Raw genomic sequence first — 15,901 nt, 5'->3', positions numbered from 1 at the left:
CGGCATGGGTGCGGCCCGCCTCAGCCAACGACTGCCCGCCGGTTCCTTCGCCTGGAATGTGGCGCGGACAGGCAAGAGCAGGGCGCGGACAGGAAATGGCGTGAGACTTCTTCCGTGTAATTATTAATTCAGTGTTCGCCAGTCGGGCATCGCAACATCATCACTATTTGCTGTTGCATGCTAAACACCTTGCAAGGGAAAGGGAAGTAATGCGTCTACGAACAGTGCGCCTCTCGCTGGCCTGCGCAGCGGGGATCGCTGCGACTGCATTCACAGCCGCTCCCGCCCAGGCTATTCCGACCGATTGTTCTGGGGGGGCCGCCTCGCGAACTTCCTACATTTCGACCTGTCATGCGGGGACGGGTTCCTATCGGGCGGTCGCTTTCTGTGACTATCCCGACGGCATCTTGACCTCGGCGTACGGCGCTTGGAAATACATGCCGTCGAATACGTATTCGACGGCAAACTGCCCCAACAGGCCCGAGTACGGCGGGCAGGGCATTCTCAGTTCCGGCTTCACCGAGAGGCGCTAATACCTGAGCGAGGAGCCGAAAGGCTCCTCGCTTGCTGTATCGCCCGCGCTGATAGGGACGGCTCGTGATGAACAGCGCGACCAAGACCACCGCGCATATCACGATCACCCCTGCGAGGACCGGCTTGGGTACCGAGTCCGGCGAAGCCGCCGCCCATTCAGCCAAAGCCAGTGTGCAGACGATGAAGATCGCGTTTCCGATGGTTTCGAGGCGCAACGGTGTCTCCGGAGGTGGATAGGTGATCAAGCAGGGAGGAATTCAGCCCGCCAGGTGCGGCGCGGGCTGGAGGTCGTGAATCTGAACGATCAGCTGTGTGGCGAGCGCCCTGCGAAGCAGGGCCGGTTCGTTCAGGCCGACCAGGACGTTGTGTTCCCCGGTGTGGACGGCCAGTCCGCCAGCGCCGGGGGTGAACATGTCCGCCAGGACGGCGGCGGGCTCACTGCGGGCCACGGTGTACACGGCTGACGACACGTGGAGTTGGGGACACATGCTGAGCGATTCGGGAATGCACGCCCGGCAGGTGGCGGGCGCGCTGGTGTAGCCGCTGTTGGGAACATCGGGGATGTCGCGAAAAGCCGTGGCGGTGGTGATCCACGGAATGCGTCCCGTGGCCGGGTCCGTCGCCTCCAGGCCGCAGACCTGGCACAGGGTTCTTTCCATGCACAGCCACTGGCGCAGCGTGTTGAGCTTGCGCCACTGCGGCGCCCCTCGGCGGTGGTTCATGACGCGGGCACGCAGCACGCCGTGTATGACGTCGCTTCGGCGCGGGTTGCGGTAGGTGAGCCGCAGCCCGCCGAGCGGGCGACGGGCGAACCGCAGGGGTTGCGGTGCGCCCTCGTCGGCGTGGGCGATGACGTAGGGGATACGAAGCTGTGGCGGCGCGTTGCCGGTCATCTTGTCCCCCCGTCCGGTGCGAGCGACCACGCCACCCGCGCGGCCAGGCACCCCAGCTCAAGATCTCGGGGCGTCGTAGCGTTCACGTCGGCGGGGGCGTTCGCGGGGTCGCCCTTGCGGCGTGCCTCAAGAGAGCCATCCGGCCTCTCCGTGACGTCGAACGCCGGTATCTCCAGCGTCACGCCGCCTCCTTCGGCAGCGCGGCGAGGATCAGGTCCACCACCGCGTGAGGCTGGTCGGCGTTCACCATCTGGGTCGTGACCCCCACCGAGGGCAGCGAGACCACGAAGCAGCCGGAACGTTCCCCCACGGTGACGCTCGCCACCTCCCAGCCGTCGCGGCTGTGCGCGATCAACTCGAAGCGGTCTTCTCGCGGAAACGGAAGCGGACGGTGGCTGCGCAGGCGGAGCCCCACATAGTGAATGATCGACGTCTGGACACCTTGCGCACTGACCAACCGCGCGAGGTCACTCAACCCCTCGGGGGGTTCTTGCCCGGCAGGACTCGCTGTCTCGTCGTCCCCTTGCCCCCCGGCATGGGCCTCTGTTGCTGTCTGTCCGAATGCCATAACCCAGACAGTAGAAGCGAACGCTTTCGCAGCCGGAAAAGTTGTCCAAGTTTGCCGTCTACTCCGAGGGCAAAGCTTCGATCGCTTGAAGGATCAGTGCCTTCGCAGACTCACCGATAGTGCCTATGGAGAACAGACGTTCCCATGCTGACACGTACATGGCGACTTCCTCGGGCTGCGTGATCGTTAGATAGCCCGACACCAACTCCACGTTCGTCTGGGCAAAGTCAGTCATTGTGAACGATTCCTCGGGCCACACGCCCCATCCGGTGATGGTGCGGTCGGCAGTGCGAGGAATGATCGCGATCAGTACCGACGGCATCAGCATCACCGACAACAGATGTCGTAGTTGCTCGGCGTGGACGCCGGGTCTCGTGGTTCGGTACCACAGCACGCTCTCTTCGAGGAGGAACACGAAGCGGGCGTCGGCCCGATGGAGCACACGGCGGCGTTCCATCCGCTCTGTCACCGCCCCCGTGATGTCGTTCACTTCGACGGTCTGCTCGTGCCGCACGGCCTCCAGTGCGGCCGTCGTGTATCCCTCCGTCTGGAGAAGGCCAGGGATGACCTTGTTCGAGTACACGCGCATCAAGCGCACACGCTCGTATCGCTCCCTGACCGACTCCTGTGCCCCCTTGAGCCCACGCCGATTGAGCTGCTGGTAGCTGACCCACATGCCGGCCGCCGCACGGAGCTCGGCCAGCAGTTCCTCTGTACGCCCAGGTGACACACCGCAGATCCGGCACCATGTGCGCAGGTCTTCGGGCGAGATAGGGCGTGCGGCATGCTCAATCTTGGAGACCTTGGAAACCCCATGCCAGCCTGCCAGCTCGGCCAGCTTGCGGCCGGTGAGGTCTGCGTCCTCGCGAATCTCGCGAAGTTGATCGGCGAGATGTTGCCGCGCGGCTTGAGCACTGGAAGAGGACGAAGGCGATGACGACATGGTGACGTTCTACGTACCGATCTGAGCTATTGCGGCTGGTACTCCTCGTGTGGGGTCGCCCGTTCCCAGATCTGCTCGAACATGGCGGTACACCGAGTGACCGTGTCCGGGTCGTTGGTGAACTGGTCCGCTTCCGTGTCTACGCCCGCACCGGAGTTGAAATTGAAGCAGACCACCCGTCCGTCGAACATCCAGAAGTCCGTACCAGGGAGTACCAGGTCGAACGCTCGGCGGCGCGGTAGCCATCGCACCTCCTCACCGGCCTTCACGTTCTCGTCAGTGATCATGTGCTCCCAGCGGATGTAGTCGCTGATGGGCTCAGATACTACGCGTGCCCGCCGTATCCGTACTCCGCGCCCTACAGCCTCTCGAACCGTGTCCGTCCATCCGCTTCTGTCGTAGCGGCCCAAGCCACCGGCCAGGAAGTCCTGGAATGCCGGATGGTTGGGATCGTAGGTGTCACGTGTCTCCAGATGGACGGCTGAATGCCGAACCCCGCGAATCATGTCTCTGATCGACGTCGGTCCGTGCCCTACTCGGCCTTCCTCGAAAGTGCCCGCGATGGCTTCAGCGATGATCGGCTTCATTCTGCCGGGGTGCCATACCACTACCTCATCTGCCCCTATGGGGCTGTGTGCAGCGATCTTGGCCAGTAGTACCGGATCGGTGACCAGCTTCCCTTGAAAGAAGATCCTGTCTGCCTCGTCATCGACGAACACGGCGCAACACTTGTCGTCCGGCGAGTTGGGGTCCATGCCTACGAAGTGGAATGCCATGCGGTGCTCCTCGCTAGCGGGTTGCCCGATGTTGTCCTCAAGCAGGAAGCCTGAACGCAGGTTGCGGCACAGTCAAGGGGCTTGGGCAAAGCGAGGTCATCAAGGGTCAGCACAACGTCAGCACCGGTACTGGCAACAACCCGGAACAACGGACATCACCCAGAGAAGCCAGAAGGCCGCCAAGGCCCCTGTGCCGGGACTTTGACGGCCGATCTTGTTCGAGCTACCCGTGGATGGGCGGTGGTGGACGATACAGGGATTGAACCTGTGACCTCTTCCGTGTCAGGGAAGCGCTCTCCCGCTGAGCTAATCGTCCTCGCTGAAAACCAGAGGTGGAGACGGGATTTGAACCCGTGTAGACGGCTTTGCAGGCCGTTGCCTCGCCTCTCGGCCACTCCACCGAGTGGGGGGCTGACGCCCCTTTTCCGAGCGGAAGACGGGATTCGAACCCGCGACCCTCACCTTGGCAAGGTGATGCTCTACCACTGAGCCACTTCCGCGTGCCTCCGGGACCGGCCCGGACTCACGGTGAGAACTCTAGCGAATACCCGGCGACTCCCCAAACCGAATACGACCGGTATCTTGAGATGTAAGGAGCCAGCAGTGGTTTCACCAGTTACCACGACTCCCCCCTACGCGAGAGAGTTGACAGCATGCGCGACAAAGAGGTCGTGAACATCGGGCCGGAGCCGCTGAGCTTCGAGGAGGTCGTCAGGGTCGCCAGGCACGGCGCCCCCGTCCTCCTCGGCGACGACGCCGTGGCCGCCATGGCGGCGGCCCGCACCCGTGTGGACGAGCTGGCCGAGAGCCCCACCCCCGCCTACGGCGTCTCGACCGGGTTCGGCGCCCTGGCCACCCGTCACATCGACCCCTCCCTCCGCGCCCAGCTGCAGCGATCCCTCGTACGTTCGCACGCCGCCGGATCGGGCCCCGAGGTCGAGATCGAGGTCACCCGGGCGATGATGCTGCTGCGCCTGCACACCCTGGCCACCGGCCACACCGGGGTGCGCCCGAAGACGGCGAAGGTGCTGGAGAGCCTGCTCAACGCGCGGATCACCCCCGTCGTGCACGAGTACGGAAGCCTCGGCTGCTCAGGAGACCTCGCGCCGCTCTCCCACGTGGCCCTCACGATCATGGGCGAGGGCGTCGTCCGCGACGCCTCGGGGGAGCGGGCCGACGCCGCGGAGGCCCTCAAGCGGGCGGGCATCGAGCCCGTGGAACTGGTGGCCAAGGAGGGGCTCGCGCTCATCAACGGCACCGACGGCATGCTCGGCATGCTCATCCTGGCCATGGACGACCTCGCCCGCTTGTTCAGGACCGCCGACGTGAGCGCGGCCATGAGCGTGGAGGCGCTCCTCGGCACCGACCGCGTCTTCGCCGCCGACCTTCAGGCCCTGCGCCCGCATCCCGGGCAGGCGGCCAGCGCCGCCAACCTCAGGGCCCTGCTCGGCGGCTCGCAGATCATGGACTCCCACCGGGACGGCACCTGCACCCGCGTCCAGGACGCGTACTCCCTCAGGTGCGCCCCGCAGGTCGCCGGGGCCGCCCGCGACACCCTGGCGCACGCCGCCCTGGTCGCCGGGCGGGAGCTCGCCTCGGCGATCGACAACCCGGTGGTCCTGGCCGACGGCCGGGTGGAGTCCAACGGCAACTTCCACGGGGCCCCCGTCGGCTACGTGCTCGACTTCCTGGCCATCGCGGTCGCCGACCTGGCGAGCATCTCCGAGCGCCGCACCGACCGCATGCTGGACGTGGCCCGCAACCACGGCCTGCCCGCCTTCCTCGCGGACGACCCCGGCGTCGACTCCGGCCACATGATCGCCCAGTACACCCAGGCGGCGGTGGTCTCCGAGCTCAAGCGCCTGGCCGTGCCCGCGAGCGTCGACTCCATCCCGAGCTCGGCCATGCAGGAGGACCACGTCTCCATGGGCTGGTCGGCCGCGCGCAAGCTGCGCCGCTCGGTGGACGGCCTCACCCGGGTGCTCGCGGTGGAGGTCCTCACCGCCGCGCGAGCCCTGGACCTGCGCGCCCCGCTGCGCCCCGCCCCGGCGACCGGGGCCGTGGTGGACGTCCTGCGCCAGTCCGTCCCCGGCCCCGGCCCCGATCGCTTCCTCGCGCCGGAGATCGAGACGGTGGTCCAGCTCGTCGCGGCCAACGCGGTCGTCGCCGCCGCCGAGACGATCACCGGCCCCCTGTCGTAGGGCGGCCCGGCGCCGCCACGGGCCCACCGCCACCGCCACTGCCAGCAGGGCGGCCACGACACCGCCACGGGTCCGCGGACGAGACCGTCACCCCTGCCGCCGCTGTCACCGGTCCGCGGGGATGGCGGCGATCACCTCCACCTCGATGAGCAGCCCCGGCCGGAACAGTCGCGAGACCTCCACGGTCGTGCTGGCCGGGGGTTCGCCGGTGATGAAACGCTCACGAACGGCCGCGTACTCTCGCAGCAGCGACATGTCGGTCAGGTGGCTCCGGATGTGGGTCACGTCGTCGAACGTGCAGCCCTGGTCGGCGAGGACGCGTGACAGCAGGTCCATCACGTACTCGGACTGGCGCGTCATGTCCCCCTCGCCGATCACCTTCCCCTCCTCGTCCAGCGCCACCTGGCCCGAGACGAACAGCAGGCCTGCGGCCCTGGTGGCGTGGGAGTAGAGCCCGTTGGTGGCGGGAACCGTGACCGGGTTCAGCCTCTCCACCCGGGGACCCCCGGGCCGCCCCGGGTTCTCCACGCCGGGGCGGTTTGAGGGTCCCCCGCTGTCCCCGGCCGGTCTCGTCTCCCGCCCCGACTGACCCGCCTGACCCGCCTCGGCCGTCCGATCCGCCCCCGCGGGATCGGCCGCGGCCACGTGCGTGAAGATCGCTGTGAGGTCCGCCCCGCCGAGTCCGGTGGCCACCGCGCCCGCCAGCCTGGTCCCGGCCGAGGCGGCGAGCGTCTGGATCCCGTGCGCGGCCAGCTCCACGTCCTTGGCCGCGAGGCCGAGGGCGTAGCGCGTCTCGTACGGGCCGCTCTCGACGGCCGGGCGGACCCGTTCGACGAGCGCCCCCAGCGGGGTGCCGCCGAGCACGTCCAGCAGGGCCGCGGTGTCCACCCCGGTCGCCCTCGCGTACGCGAGGGTCTCGGCGAGCAGCACCTGGGCCGGTACCAGCGCGCTCATCACGGCCAGCTTCATCGCCGCGCCCGCGCCGGGGCCGCCGGCCTCGCGCACCCGGCCGAACACCTCCAGCACCTTCCGGCAGCGGGCCAGATCCTCGGGCAGGCCCCCGGCCAGCACCGTCAGGGCGCCGTCCTCGGCCGGTCCCACGCTGCCCAGGACCGGCGCGTCGACCAGTCCCACCCCCGGGGGAAGCAGGTCGCGCAGCCCGGCCACCGCCTCGGGCCCGATCGTCGACATCTCCACGACCACCGTCCCGGCCCGCAGCCCCGGTGCGGCGTCCGCGAGCACCCGCCGCACCGCCGCGGGGTCGCTGAGCATCGTGACGACCAGCTCCGCGCCCGACACGGCCTCGGCGGGCGACGCCGCCGAGGCGGCCCCCTCTATCGCGCGAGGGGTGCGGTTCCACGTCGTCACCGCGTACCCGGCCCCCACCAGACGCCGGGCCATCGGGACGCCCATGTGTCCCAGACCAAGAAAGGAAATCATGCGCCTCACGCTACGAACCGGGAAGGTATTCCACCAGCGACTAGATTGCATGTAAGCCATGCGAAGGAGGAATGTGTTCGACGTCGAGGCGTTGCGCCTGCTGGACACCGTGGCCCGTACCGGGTCGTTCACCGCGGCCGCCGCCAGGCTCAACTACACCCAGTCGGCCGTGTCCCGCCGCATCGCAGCGCTGGAGCACCGGGCGGGCGGCCCGCTGTTCGAGCGGTTGCCGCGCGGGGTGCGGCTCACGCCCGCCGGTGAGGCGCTGCACCATCACGCCCAGGTCGTCCTGAACCGGCTGACCAGGGCGGAGGAGGAGCTGGCCGGGATCCACGGCGGCTACCGGGGGCGGCTGCGCGTGGGGGCGTTCGCCACCGCCAACGTCGCGCTCGTCCCGAACGCCCTGCGCGCGTTCCGCGCGGACTTCCCCGAGGTCGAGCTCGTCCCGATCGAGGGACCCAGCGGGAGCCTGCTGCGCCGCATGCGTGAGGGCGGCCTGGACGTCGCGGTGGTCAGCGACTACCCGTCCGAGCTGCCCTACGAGGAGGAGATCGGGCTGGTCGAGCTGGCCGACGACGAGCTGTTCGTCGCGCTGCCCCGCGACCACCGGCTGGCGGCGGAGGAGATCGTCGACCTGCGCGAGCTGCGGGAGGAGACCTGGATCGAGGCGCCCCCGCCCGGCCGGGCCACCGCGCTCGCCGCGGCCTGCGCCCGCGCCGGGTTCGCGCCCCGCGCCACGGTCAGGATCGGCGAGTGGACGGGCAAGTTCGGGTTCGTCGCGGCCGGGCTCGGCGTCACGCTCGTGCCCGCCATCGCCGCGTACGCCGTACCGTCCGACCTGGTGCTCCGCTCTCTCGGCGACCTCGCCCCGCGCAGGACCGTCTACGCGGCCCTGCCGCCCGCCCCGCTCGCCGCCGCCCGCGCCCTGGTGCGGTTACTGGCCAGGAAAGCGGGACAATAGGGAAGTGCATGACTCTTTTGCGCATATAACCGGATACCTAGCCACAGGTCTCCGGGACCTCACCACCGACCTCGCCGCGCTGGACGGCGAGGGATGGTGGGCCGTCGTGATCGACTACGAGGGCAAGGTGACGTGCGCCCGGTTCGGTGACGTCCGCCGGGCCCCGCTGCCCGCGCCGCGCGGCCCCTGGCGCGGGCCGCACCCGTCGTCGTGGCGCAGTTCCCTCGACCGGGCCGCGTACGAGGACGGCGTGCGGCGCGTCCGCGCCCATATCGAGCGGGGCGAGGTCTACCAGGCCAACCTGTGCCGGGTGCTGAGCGCGCCGCTCCCGGCGGGGGAGGAGCCGGACCCGCTCGCCCTGGCCGTACGGCTGGCGGAGGGCAACCCCGCCCCCCACGCCGCCACGGTGAGCCTGCCGGGGCTGAGCGTCGTGTCGGCCTCCCCGGAGCTCTTCCTGTCCAGGGACGGCGACGTGGTCGAGTCCAGGCCGATCAAGGGGACCGGGGTCACCGCGGGGGACCTGCTGGAGAAGGACTACGCGGAGAACGTGATGATCGTCGATCTCGTCCGCAACGACCTGGGCAGGGTCGCCGCGGTCGGCTCGGTGAGCGTGCCCGCCCTGTGCGAGGTGGAGGAGCACCCCGGTCTCGTCCACCTGGTCTCCACGGTCCGGGCGCGGCTCGCTCCGGAGTACGGGTGGCCGGAGCTGCTCTCCGCGACCTTCCCGCCTGGGTCGGTGACCGGGGCCCCGAAATCCTCCGCCCTGCGGATCATCGATGAGCTCGAACCCGAGCCGCGCGGGCCCTACTGTGGGACCGTGGGCTGGGTCGACGCCGACCGGCGGCGGGCGTCGCTGGCGGTGGGGATCCGCACGTTCTGGCTGTCGTCCGACGCGATCCGGTTCGGTACGGGCGCGGGCATAACCTGGGGTAGCGATCCGCGACGCGAGTGGGACGAGACCGAGCTGAAGGCATCCCGGCTCATCGCGCTGGCATCAACATCAGGTTCAGAAGGAGTCGCATGAACGTACCCATATGGCTTAACGGGGCACTTATCTCTCCGGATGAGGCCGTCGTCTCGGTGTTCGATCACGGCCTGATGGTCGGTGACGGGGTCTTCGAGACCATCAAGTGCGTGAACGGCGCCACGTTCGCGCTCACCCGCCACCTCGACCGGCTCACGCTCTCGGCGCGGCGGATGGACCTGCCCGACCCCGACGTGGAGGCGATCGCCGACGGGATCCGCGCCTGCCTGGCCGAGGCCCCGCCGTGGCGGCTCGGCCGCGTCCGCGTCACCTACACCAGCGGCCCGGGGCCGCTCGGCTCCGACCGGGGCGACCAGGGGTGCACGAGCGTGGTGATCGTCGACGAGCAGAAACCGTTCCCGGCCACCGCCGACGTCACCGTCGTGCCCTGGCCGCGCAACGAGCGCGGCGCGCTCGCCGGGGTGAAGAGCACCTCCTACGGCGACAACGCCAAGGCGCTGTTCCACGCCAAGGCGAGGGGCGGCGGCGAGGCGATCTTCGAGAACCTCGCGGGTAACCTGTGCGAGGGCACCGGCAGCAACGTCTTCGTCGTACGCGACGGGCGGCTGCTCACCCCCACGCTCGCCTCGGGCTGCCTGGCCGGGGTCACCCGCGCGCTCGCCCTGGAGTGGTGCGGGGGCGCCGAGGAGGACGTCCCGCTCTCGGCCCTGTACGAGGCCGAGGAGGCGTTCCTGACCTCCACCACCCGCGACATCCAGCCGATCCGGGCGGTCGACCAGACCGTGCTGCCCGCCGCGCCCGGCCCGATCACCGCCAAGGCCATGCGGATCTTCGCCGAGCGCTCCCCCGCCGACCTCGATCCCTGACCGATCCCTGAGCCCCGTCCCCGGCTCCGTGAGGCGCGCCCCGCGGAGCCGGTCGTCCGGTGGCCTAGGTCGTCCGGTCGCCTAGTAGGAGACCTGGGTCTGCGCGTTCAGCTCCTTGATCTTGACCTTGGAGGCCGGATCGGTGAGCGGGTCGTCGATGCGGAGCACGTCCAGGCCCTTGGTGATGTCACTCGAGTAGATGTGGCCGTTGTAGTAGTAGGCCGACCAGGAGCCGCCGACCCCGGGGACCGGGCCCCGCTCGAAGAAGCCGATCTCCCGGGGCTGGTCAGCGTCGGTGAAGTCCCAGACGGACACCCCGCCCTGGTACCACGACTGGACCATGATGTCCTTGCCCGGCACCGGCAGCAGCGACCCGTTGTGCGCGACGCAGTTCTCGTCGGACGCCTGCCCCCTGGGGATCTTGAAGTAGCCGCGGAGCTTGAGTTTGCGGTCCTTGCCGAGGTCGTACACCGCGTTGGCGCCCTTGGTCTTCGGGGTGTTGGCGTCGCAGGTCGCGCTGACGCCGCCGCCCAGCTCGTCGCCGAAGACAATCTTGGTGGCGTCGTTGTTGAACGTCGCCGAGTGCCAGATGGCGAAGTTCTCCTTGTCGCTCACGTGCTGGAGCACCTTGGGGTTGACCCGGTCGGCGATGTCCAGCAGGATCCCGTCACCGAAGCAGGCGGCGGCGGCGAGGTCCTTCTCCGGGTAGGCCGTGAGGTCGTGGCAGCCGCCGATGCCCCCCTCGGCGGGCTTGTCGGAGAGCACCGGCGTGGAGACCACCTTGGCGGTCTTCGGTGCCTTGACGGGCACCTCGACCACGGAGATCTTGTTGTGCGGCGCCGGGCAGGTCGTCGACTCCGGCTCCGGGCCGGGGGAGGAGACGTAGAGGTAGACCTTGTCCGAGGTCTTGCCGGGAACCAGCGTGTGGGTGTGCGAGCCGCAGTCGGTGCGGACCGCCGAGACGAACCTGGGGTGGCTCTTGTCCGCGATGTCGAAGATCCGGATGCCCTCGAAGCCGTCCGACTCCGGCTCGCCGCGCTGGGCGTCGCACTCCGGGCCCTCCCGGACCGAGTCGATCGACAGGAACAGGAGGTCCCCGCTCACCGAGACGTCGTTCTGCTCGCCGGGGCAGAGCACCCGGCTGGCCACCGAGGGACTCGCCGGGTCGGAGATGTCGAAGACGGTGAAACCGTCGAAGTTGCCGACGAACGCGTAGTCGCCCTGGAAGGCCAGGTCGGTGCCCCACGACTGGGACCCGTCGAGCGGGGCGCCGGGAGGCACGTTGGCCAGGTGCGTGATGTTGTCGCTGTGGGTGCCGTCCCCCGAGATCCCGGGTGCGGGGGTCTCCTCGGTCTGCCCCGGGGCGCTCGGGCTCTCCTCGGGGACGGCCGCGGGCGCCGAGGTGGCGGCGGACGGTGACGAGGCCGAGGGGGTCGGGTCCGCCCCGCACCCGGCCACGAGAAGTAGCGCGGCCAGTCCGAATGCCACGATCGGTCGCACGATGCCCCCATTACGTCGGTCCACTTGCCCCATTATTAGAGCTATGCGGAGGATGCGTGTGCCGAGTCAGGTTACCGCGATGATCATTGTGGCGTCGGTTCTCGGCGGATGCGCGGAGACGACGTCGGAACGATCGGCCCCGCTCGTCGCCGAGTCCGGCGCGCCCGTGATCATCCCGGGTGGCCCGGGGGAGGGTGGCCGTACGGCGAGGCCGGGCGAGCAGCTGGGGGAGTCGGAGGCGCGCGTCACCGCGGCCGACGTGAGGTTCGCCGAGGGCATGATCCCGCACCACCGGCAGGCGCTGGAGATGGCGGCGCTGGTGCCGTCCCGGTCGTCCTCGCCGGTCCTGCACAGGCTCGCCGAGCGGATCACCGCAGCGCAGCGGCCGGAGATCGCGGCGATGACCTCGTGGCTGAAGGCGGCCGGACGGACCCCGGGCGAGCACGGCGGCCACGACGCCCACACCCTCCCGCTGGAGGAGATGAACCGGCTCAGGGCCGCCAGGGGGGCGGCCTTCGACACGCTTTTCCTGACCCTCATGATCACTCATCACGAGGCTGCGGTCACGATGGCCGGGCTCCAGCTGCGCGAGGGCACCGACCGGGTCATGCTGGCCACCGCCAAGGACGTCGTGGCGGGGCAGGGCATCGAGATCGCCCGGATGCGGGACCTGCTCAAGCCCGGGACGTAGCCCGGCTCGGGCCCGACCCTGTTCAGGGCGTCGAGATCGCCTGGATATGAGCCCTGCTCGGGCCCGCCTCCGTTCAGGGTGTCGAGGTCGCCCGGATGTGAGTCCCGCTCAAGCCCTGCTCAGGCCCGGTTCGGGCCGATCCCGCCGGGAACCCGTCAGGAACTCCAGAGCATGTTGCTGAGCTCGGCGTCCAGGTCCATGAAGTCGGTCTCGCGACCGGCGGGGACCAGCTCGTACGTCCGGTGCAGGAACTCCGTGAGCGGAGCGAGCGGCACCTCGAACAGGGCCTGCCCGAACGGCGACGTGAGGCTGATGTGCAGCGTGCGCTCGCCGTCGGCGCGCGCCGGCCACACCTGGACGTCCCCGTCGCCGACCCGCCGCACGATGCCGACCGTGAGCAGCTCACGGGCGAAGATCCACTCGACCGGCTCGTCGTTGCCGACGTGGAAGGCCATCCTGATCGCGTACGGATCACCGGCCGTATAGCTGAGCCCGGCGAGCAAGGGGACGGTGGTACGGTCGGGGACCACAAGCCGAAGGCCTAGCTCGGCAGAGACGGTGGCGCTGTTCATCGTCAGCCAAACCTTTTTCGTCGTCGGTCCCCTCTGCGGGGCTATCACTGCTCTTACTGCTCTGAACGGCTTCGTCCCTCGCGAGCTATCACGCGGAACAAAGAAACCTGTAGGAAAGATTCCGCCTCCGCGCCCTTCTGTAACACACATCACAGCGCGACATTTGGGCATCTACCTGGCTAAACATCACCAACAGGGCCGTATTTGCAAGGGTTTTGCGTCTCGTTTTGGTCACCGTCGACTCCCTGGCGGGGCGTCTCGGGTGATTCGGGTCGAGCGCGGGTCGTTCGGTGCTTCTACGGATCAGGACGATGCTATGACACCGTAGCCCCCCGCCGGATGCATCCTCAGACCTTTGCCTCCCGACCGTGTCGTCTTCCAAGATCATTGAGTGGCGGATACCGCTTCGCGAGCACTCTCGGATTGCTGTATGGTTTTCCACGTCGGCACCGTGAGGGGCCGCACAGGGCGGGCGATTAGCTCAGCGGGAGAGCGCTTCGTTCACACCGAAGAGGTCACTGGTTCGATCCCAGTATCGCCCACACTAGCAAGAAGCAGGTCAGAGCCCCTCGGTTGACACCGGCCGAGGGGCTTTCCCCTGCCTGCGGGGGCCCGCGCGACCGACTGAGCCACGACGCCTCCTCGGTGGTGTCCGGGACGATCCGGTCCATCGCCGCCGCGCCCTCCGGAGCCGCCCGAGGTGGGTCGTCTCGCTCGCCGTTGTCGGCAGGGCGAGAGGTGTTCTCCATCGTCCGGCGGCGGCGAGGCGAAGCCGTGACGCATCCCGGGGTGCTCGGGGGAGGGCCTCCGCCCGGTCGGGTGTGAGTGACGCGGAGTAGAACGACGTTCCGTTTGGGCTTGTCGCATGCCTGAGCGTGGGACGCGGCGTGTTGATTGCCCCGATTTTGGTGGATCATCAAGCCGAGGCGGTTCCCGGCGCGGCCCGACTGGACGCGGCCAAGCCTGCCACCTCCGGATCGGCGTGCACGGTGAACAGGGGGTTCGTGTCCGAGGGGGCGTTCGGGATCGCCGCCTGGCCGGGTGTCGCGCCGCTCACGGAGAACGCGGAGGACGACCTCGCCGAATGCGAGCGTCAATAGGCATTTAAGGGCCCCCGAAAAGGGGGCCGTGCTGCTATTAGGTCGTAAATCCTGATATGTCCATCAAGGCGGGGCCCGTTGAAGGCTGCAGGGAACCGAGGGCCTTGGGGGATATGGATGCTGGTGACCGATTTCACGACGGAGATTGTGCCGGCACCGGAGCGGTTCGCGCTGTGGGGGGAGGTCGCGGCACAGTCGCATGTGCCCAACCGGCAAAGCAGCGACAACCGCGATGACTTCCGCGCCGGGATACGCGTCATGGACCTGGGGCCGTTACAGGCGTCCGCGCTGGCCTACCCGCACCTGGAGATCGCGCCGGGTGGCCTGGCGGAGCCCGGCGGCCGGAGGAACGATGATGGCAGACCCCGCGCGGGGCGGGGGTCTCGTCGTGGCCGATGATGTGACGGCGAGCACCTCGCGTACCGGATGTGAGACCACCGCCCGGCCAGAGCCCCTCACCGGGGCGGTGTGGCCGCCGGTATCCGCTCGCTGCCGGTGAAGGAACCCCGTGATCTCCTCGGGCGCCCGGTCACCGTCGATCCGGATGTTCGCCCCGCGCGAGTACGAGGGGGTTCCGCGACCGGCGCCGAGCCCATCGAGCCCTGATCCTGGCGGCCCCGCCGCGTACCGCCCCGGACCCGATCGCGGTTCCGAAACGAGTCGCCGACCCGCGCGTCCATCCCCTGCGGGACAGGAATGGCGGGCCGGTGAGATCCGGGGAGGGGACGCCGACCGGCCCGATGCGGCAATGGGAAGCGAAAAGGCTTCGTCGGATGGGAAAACACATTGGTTGACCAGACCATGGAAACAGCCTCGTCGCAGGTGAACCGGACCGGAAAGGAAGCGCTGGAGGAGGACTACCGCTCCAGGCTCTCGGGAATCGAGACGGTGCCCGTCCGCTCGCTGCTCTCGACGGACACGCCACGGAGCACGGGGGAGAACCCGGAGCACGTACGTCTGCTCTCCGGGCTGGAGACCGTCCTGCCCCCGGTGATCGTGCACCGGACCACCATGCGGGTCGTGGACGGGATGCACCGGCTACGGGCAGCGGCGTTGCGCGGTGACGAGAGCATCCGCGTGCGGTTCTTCGACGGTGATGAGCATGATGCCTTCGTGGTGGCGGTCAGGGAGAACATCGCTCACGACCTGCCGCCGTCGGTCGCCGACCGCGCCTCGGCCGCCGACCGGATCGTGCGGTCGCACCCCTACTGGTCCGACAGGGCGATCGCGGGAGTCGTCGGATTGTCCGCCCGGACGGTAGGCGAGATCCGCCGTGCGGCGTTTCCCCAGGGCACCCGGAGCAAGGCGCGGCTGGGGCGTGACGGGCGGGTCCGTCCGCTGGACGGTTCCGCCGGGCGGATGCGCGCGGCCGAACTGATCGCGGAGGAGCCGCATGCCTCGCTCCGTCGGATCGCACAGCGGTCCGGGATCTCGCCGAGCACGGTACGGGACGTCCGTGAGCGTCCGAGGCGAGGAGAGGACCCCTTGCCGAGCTCACTGCGGTCCGCCGCCGCACCACCCGCGCCAACCACTCAGAACCAGACGAATGCCTCAAATGTTCCGCTTCCAGGCATCGCGACCGGGCCCCGCCCGGGGGCGAAGCACGGCCGCGACCGGACATCGGCGTTGGGCATCCTGATCAAAGATCCGTCCATCCGGTCCGGGGAGCGTGGCCGGCTCCTCCTCCGGATGCTCGGCGCGAGCGCCTGCCTCGCGCCGAGCCGGGAGCAACTCGTCGACGCGGTTCCCGAGCGCTGCGTCGACCTCGTCTGTCAGGTGGCCAAGGAGTTCTCCGCGGCCTGGGCGAAGTTCGCCGAGGATCTTGAACTCAGGGTGAAGTGACGCCCGCGGTACCGCGGATCCCGTCGCGG

The 15,901-nt window shown here is 69.1% G+C and carries 16 protein-coding genes and 4 tRNA genes; 9 read left to right on the top strand and 11 right to left on the bottom strand.

Annotation, left to right across the window (positions count from 1 at the left end):
* Positions 1-791 precede the first annotated feature (791 nt).
* The 8 genes from ABD817_RS05835 to ABD817_RS05800 form a co-directional block, all read right to left on the bottom strand.
* Complete coding sequence (locus ABD817_RS05835; RefSeq protein WP_344915773.1) at positions 792-1,427, bottom strand: hypothetical protein; 636 nt, start codon at positions 1,425-1,427, stop codon at positions 792-794.
* Positions 1,424-1,609, bottom strand: a complete 186-nt coding sequence (locus ABD817_RS05830; RefSeq protein ID WP_344915771.1) for a hypothetical protein — start codon at positions 1,607-1,609, stop codon at positions 1,424-1,426. The genes ABD817_RS05835 and ABD817_RS05830 overlap by 4 nt, the downstream gene beginning before the upstream one ends.
* Complete coding sequence (locus ABD817_RS05825; RefSeq protein ID WP_344915769.1) at positions 1,606-1,782, bottom strand: hypothetical protein; 177 nt, start codon at positions 1,780-1,782, stop codon at positions 1,606-1,608. Before ABD817_RS05825 ends, ABD817_RS05830 begins: the two co-directional genes overlap by 4 nt.
* A 271-nt stretch (positions 1,783-2,053) precedes the next feature.
* Positions 2,054-2,938 carry a helix-turn-helix domain-containing protein gene (locus tag ABD817_RS05820; protein WP_344915767.1) on the bottom strand — a complete coding sequence of 295 codons (885 nt, stop codon included), beginning with the start codon at positions 2,936-2,938 and terminating at the stop codon, positions 2,054-2,056.
* 26 nt (positions 2,939-2,964) lie between these two features.
* Positions 2,965-3,714, bottom strand: a complete 750-nt coding sequence (locus tag ABD817_RS05815) for a DUF6879 family protein (protein ID WP_344915765.1) — start codon at positions 3,712-3,714, stop codon at positions 2,965-2,967.
* Between the two features lie 241 nt (positions 3,715-3,955).
* Positions 3,956-4,030, bottom strand: a tRNA-Val gene (locus tag ABD817_RS05810).
* 14 nt (positions 4,031-4,044) lie between these two features.
* Positions 4,045-4,115 (bottom strand) — tRNA-Cys (locus ABD817_RS05805).
* A 27-nt stretch (positions 4,116-4,142) separates the two neighbouring features.
* Positions 4,143-4,214 (bottom strand) — tRNA-Gly (locus tag ABD817_RS05800).
* Between the two features lie 153 nt (positions 4,215-4,367).
* Here ABD817_RS05800 and hutH point away from each other — a divergent pair.
* A complete protein-coding gene (gene hutH, locus ABD817_RS05795; protein ID WP_344915763.1) occupies positions 4,368-5,915 on the top strand; it encodes a histidine ammonia-lyase in 1,548 nt (515 codons plus the stop codon).
* Positions 5,916-6,020: 105 nt separating this feature from the next.
* Here the strand turns inward: hutH and ABD817_RS05790 are convergent, their stop codons facing one another.
* Complete coding sequence (locus tag ABD817_RS05790; RefSeq protein WP_344915761.1) at positions 6,021-7,355, bottom strand: NAD(P)-binding domain-containing protein; 1,335 nt, start codon at positions 7,353-7,355, stop codon at positions 6,021-6,023.
* 58 nt (positions 7,356-7,413) lie between these two features.
* On the opposite strand from ABD817_RS05790, the gene ABD817_RS05785 reads away from it, so the two are divergent.
* The 3 genes from ABD817_RS05785 to ABD817_RS05775 are packed head-to-tail and all read left to right on the top strand — an operon-like array spanning position 7,414 to position 10,167.
* Positions 7,414-8,316 carry a LysR family transcriptional regulator gene (locus ABD817_RS05785; RefSeq protein ID WP_344915759.1) on the top strand — a complete coding sequence of 301 codons (903 nt, stop codon included), beginning with the start codon at positions 7,414-7,416 and terminating at the stop codon, positions 8,314-8,316.
* A 4-nt stretch (positions 8,317-8,320) separates the two neighbouring features.
* Positions 8,321-9,340, top strand: coding sequence for a chorismate-binding protein (locus ABD817_RS05780; protein ID WP_344915757.1), 1,020 nt, complete (start codon positions 8,321-8,323; stop codon positions 9,338-9,340).
* Entirely contained in the window at positions 9,337-10,167 is an 831-nt protein-coding gene (locus ABD817_RS05775; protein WP_344915755.1) for an aminotransferase class IV, read from the top strand. Before ABD817_RS05780 ends, ABD817_RS05775 begins: the two co-directional genes overlap by 4 nt.
* Positions 10,168-10,248: 81 nt before the next feature.
* On the opposite strand, the gene ABD817_RS05770 is transcribed toward ABD817_RS05775, so the two are convergent.
* Positions 10,249-11,655 (bottom strand): LVIVD repeat-containing protein, encoded by a 1,407-nt coding sequence (locus ABD817_RS05770; protein ID WP_344915753.1) that lies wholly within the window; start codon positions 11,653-11,655, stop codon positions 10,249-10,251.
* Positions 11,656-11,746: 91 nt separating this feature from the next.
* On the opposite strand from ABD817_RS05770, the gene ABD817_RS05765 reads away from it, so the two are divergent.
* Positions 11,747-12,358, top strand: coding sequence for a DUF305 domain-containing protein (locus ABD817_RS05765; protein ID WP_344915751.1), 612 nt, complete (start codon positions 11,747-11,749; stop codon positions 12,356-12,358).
* A 155-nt stretch (positions 12,359-12,513) separates the two neighbouring features.
* Here the strand turns inward: ABD817_RS05765 and ABD817_RS05760 are convergent, their stop codons facing one another.
* A complete protein-coding gene (locus ABD817_RS05760) occupies positions 12,514-12,930 on the bottom strand; it encodes an SsgA family sporulation/cell division regulator (protein ID WP_184547867.1) in 417 nt (138 codons plus the stop codon).
* 470 nt (positions 12,931-13,400) lie between these two features.
* On the opposite strand from ABD817_RS05760, the gene ABD817_RS05755 reads away from it, so the two are divergent.
* The 4 genes from ABD817_RS05755 (at position 13,401) to ABD817_RS05740 (ending at position 15,872) form a co-directional block, all read left to right on the top strand.
* Positions 13,401-13,472 (top strand) — tRNA-Val (locus ABD817_RS05755).
* Positions 13,473-13,838: 366 nt separating this feature from the next.
* Positions 13,839-14,030: a hypothetical protein gene (locus ABD817_RS05750; RefSeq protein WP_344915747.1), complete on the top strand. Its 192-nt coding sequence runs from the start codon at positions 13,839-13,841 to the stop codon at positions 14,028-14,030.
* Positions 14,031-14,153: 123 nt separating this feature from the next.
* On the top strand, positions 14,154-14,429 hold the full coding sequence (locus tag ABD817_RS05745; RefSeq protein WP_344915745.1) for a hypothetical protein: 276 nt from the start codon (positions 14,154-14,156) through the stop codon (positions 14,427-14,429).
* Between the two features lie 423 nt (positions 14,430-14,852).
* Positions 14,853-15,872 carry a ParB/RepB/Spo0J family partition protein gene (locus ABD817_RS05740; protein ID WP_344915743.1) on the top strand — a complete coding sequence of 340 codons (1,020 nt, stop codon included), beginning with the start codon at positions 14,853-14,855 and terminating at the stop codon, positions 15,870-15,872.
* The last annotated feature ends 29 nt before the right edge of the window (positions 15,873-15,901 follow it).

The sequence above is a fragment of the Streptosporangium oxazolinicum genome, assembly GCF_039537505.1.
Lineage (GTDB): Bacteria > Actinomycetota > Actinomycetes > Streptosporangiales > Streptosporangiaceae > Streptosporangium > Streptosporangium oxazolinicum.
The sequence above is the reverse complement of the archived record's forward strand: the minus strand, read 5'-3'. Positions and strand labels throughout refer to the sequence as shown.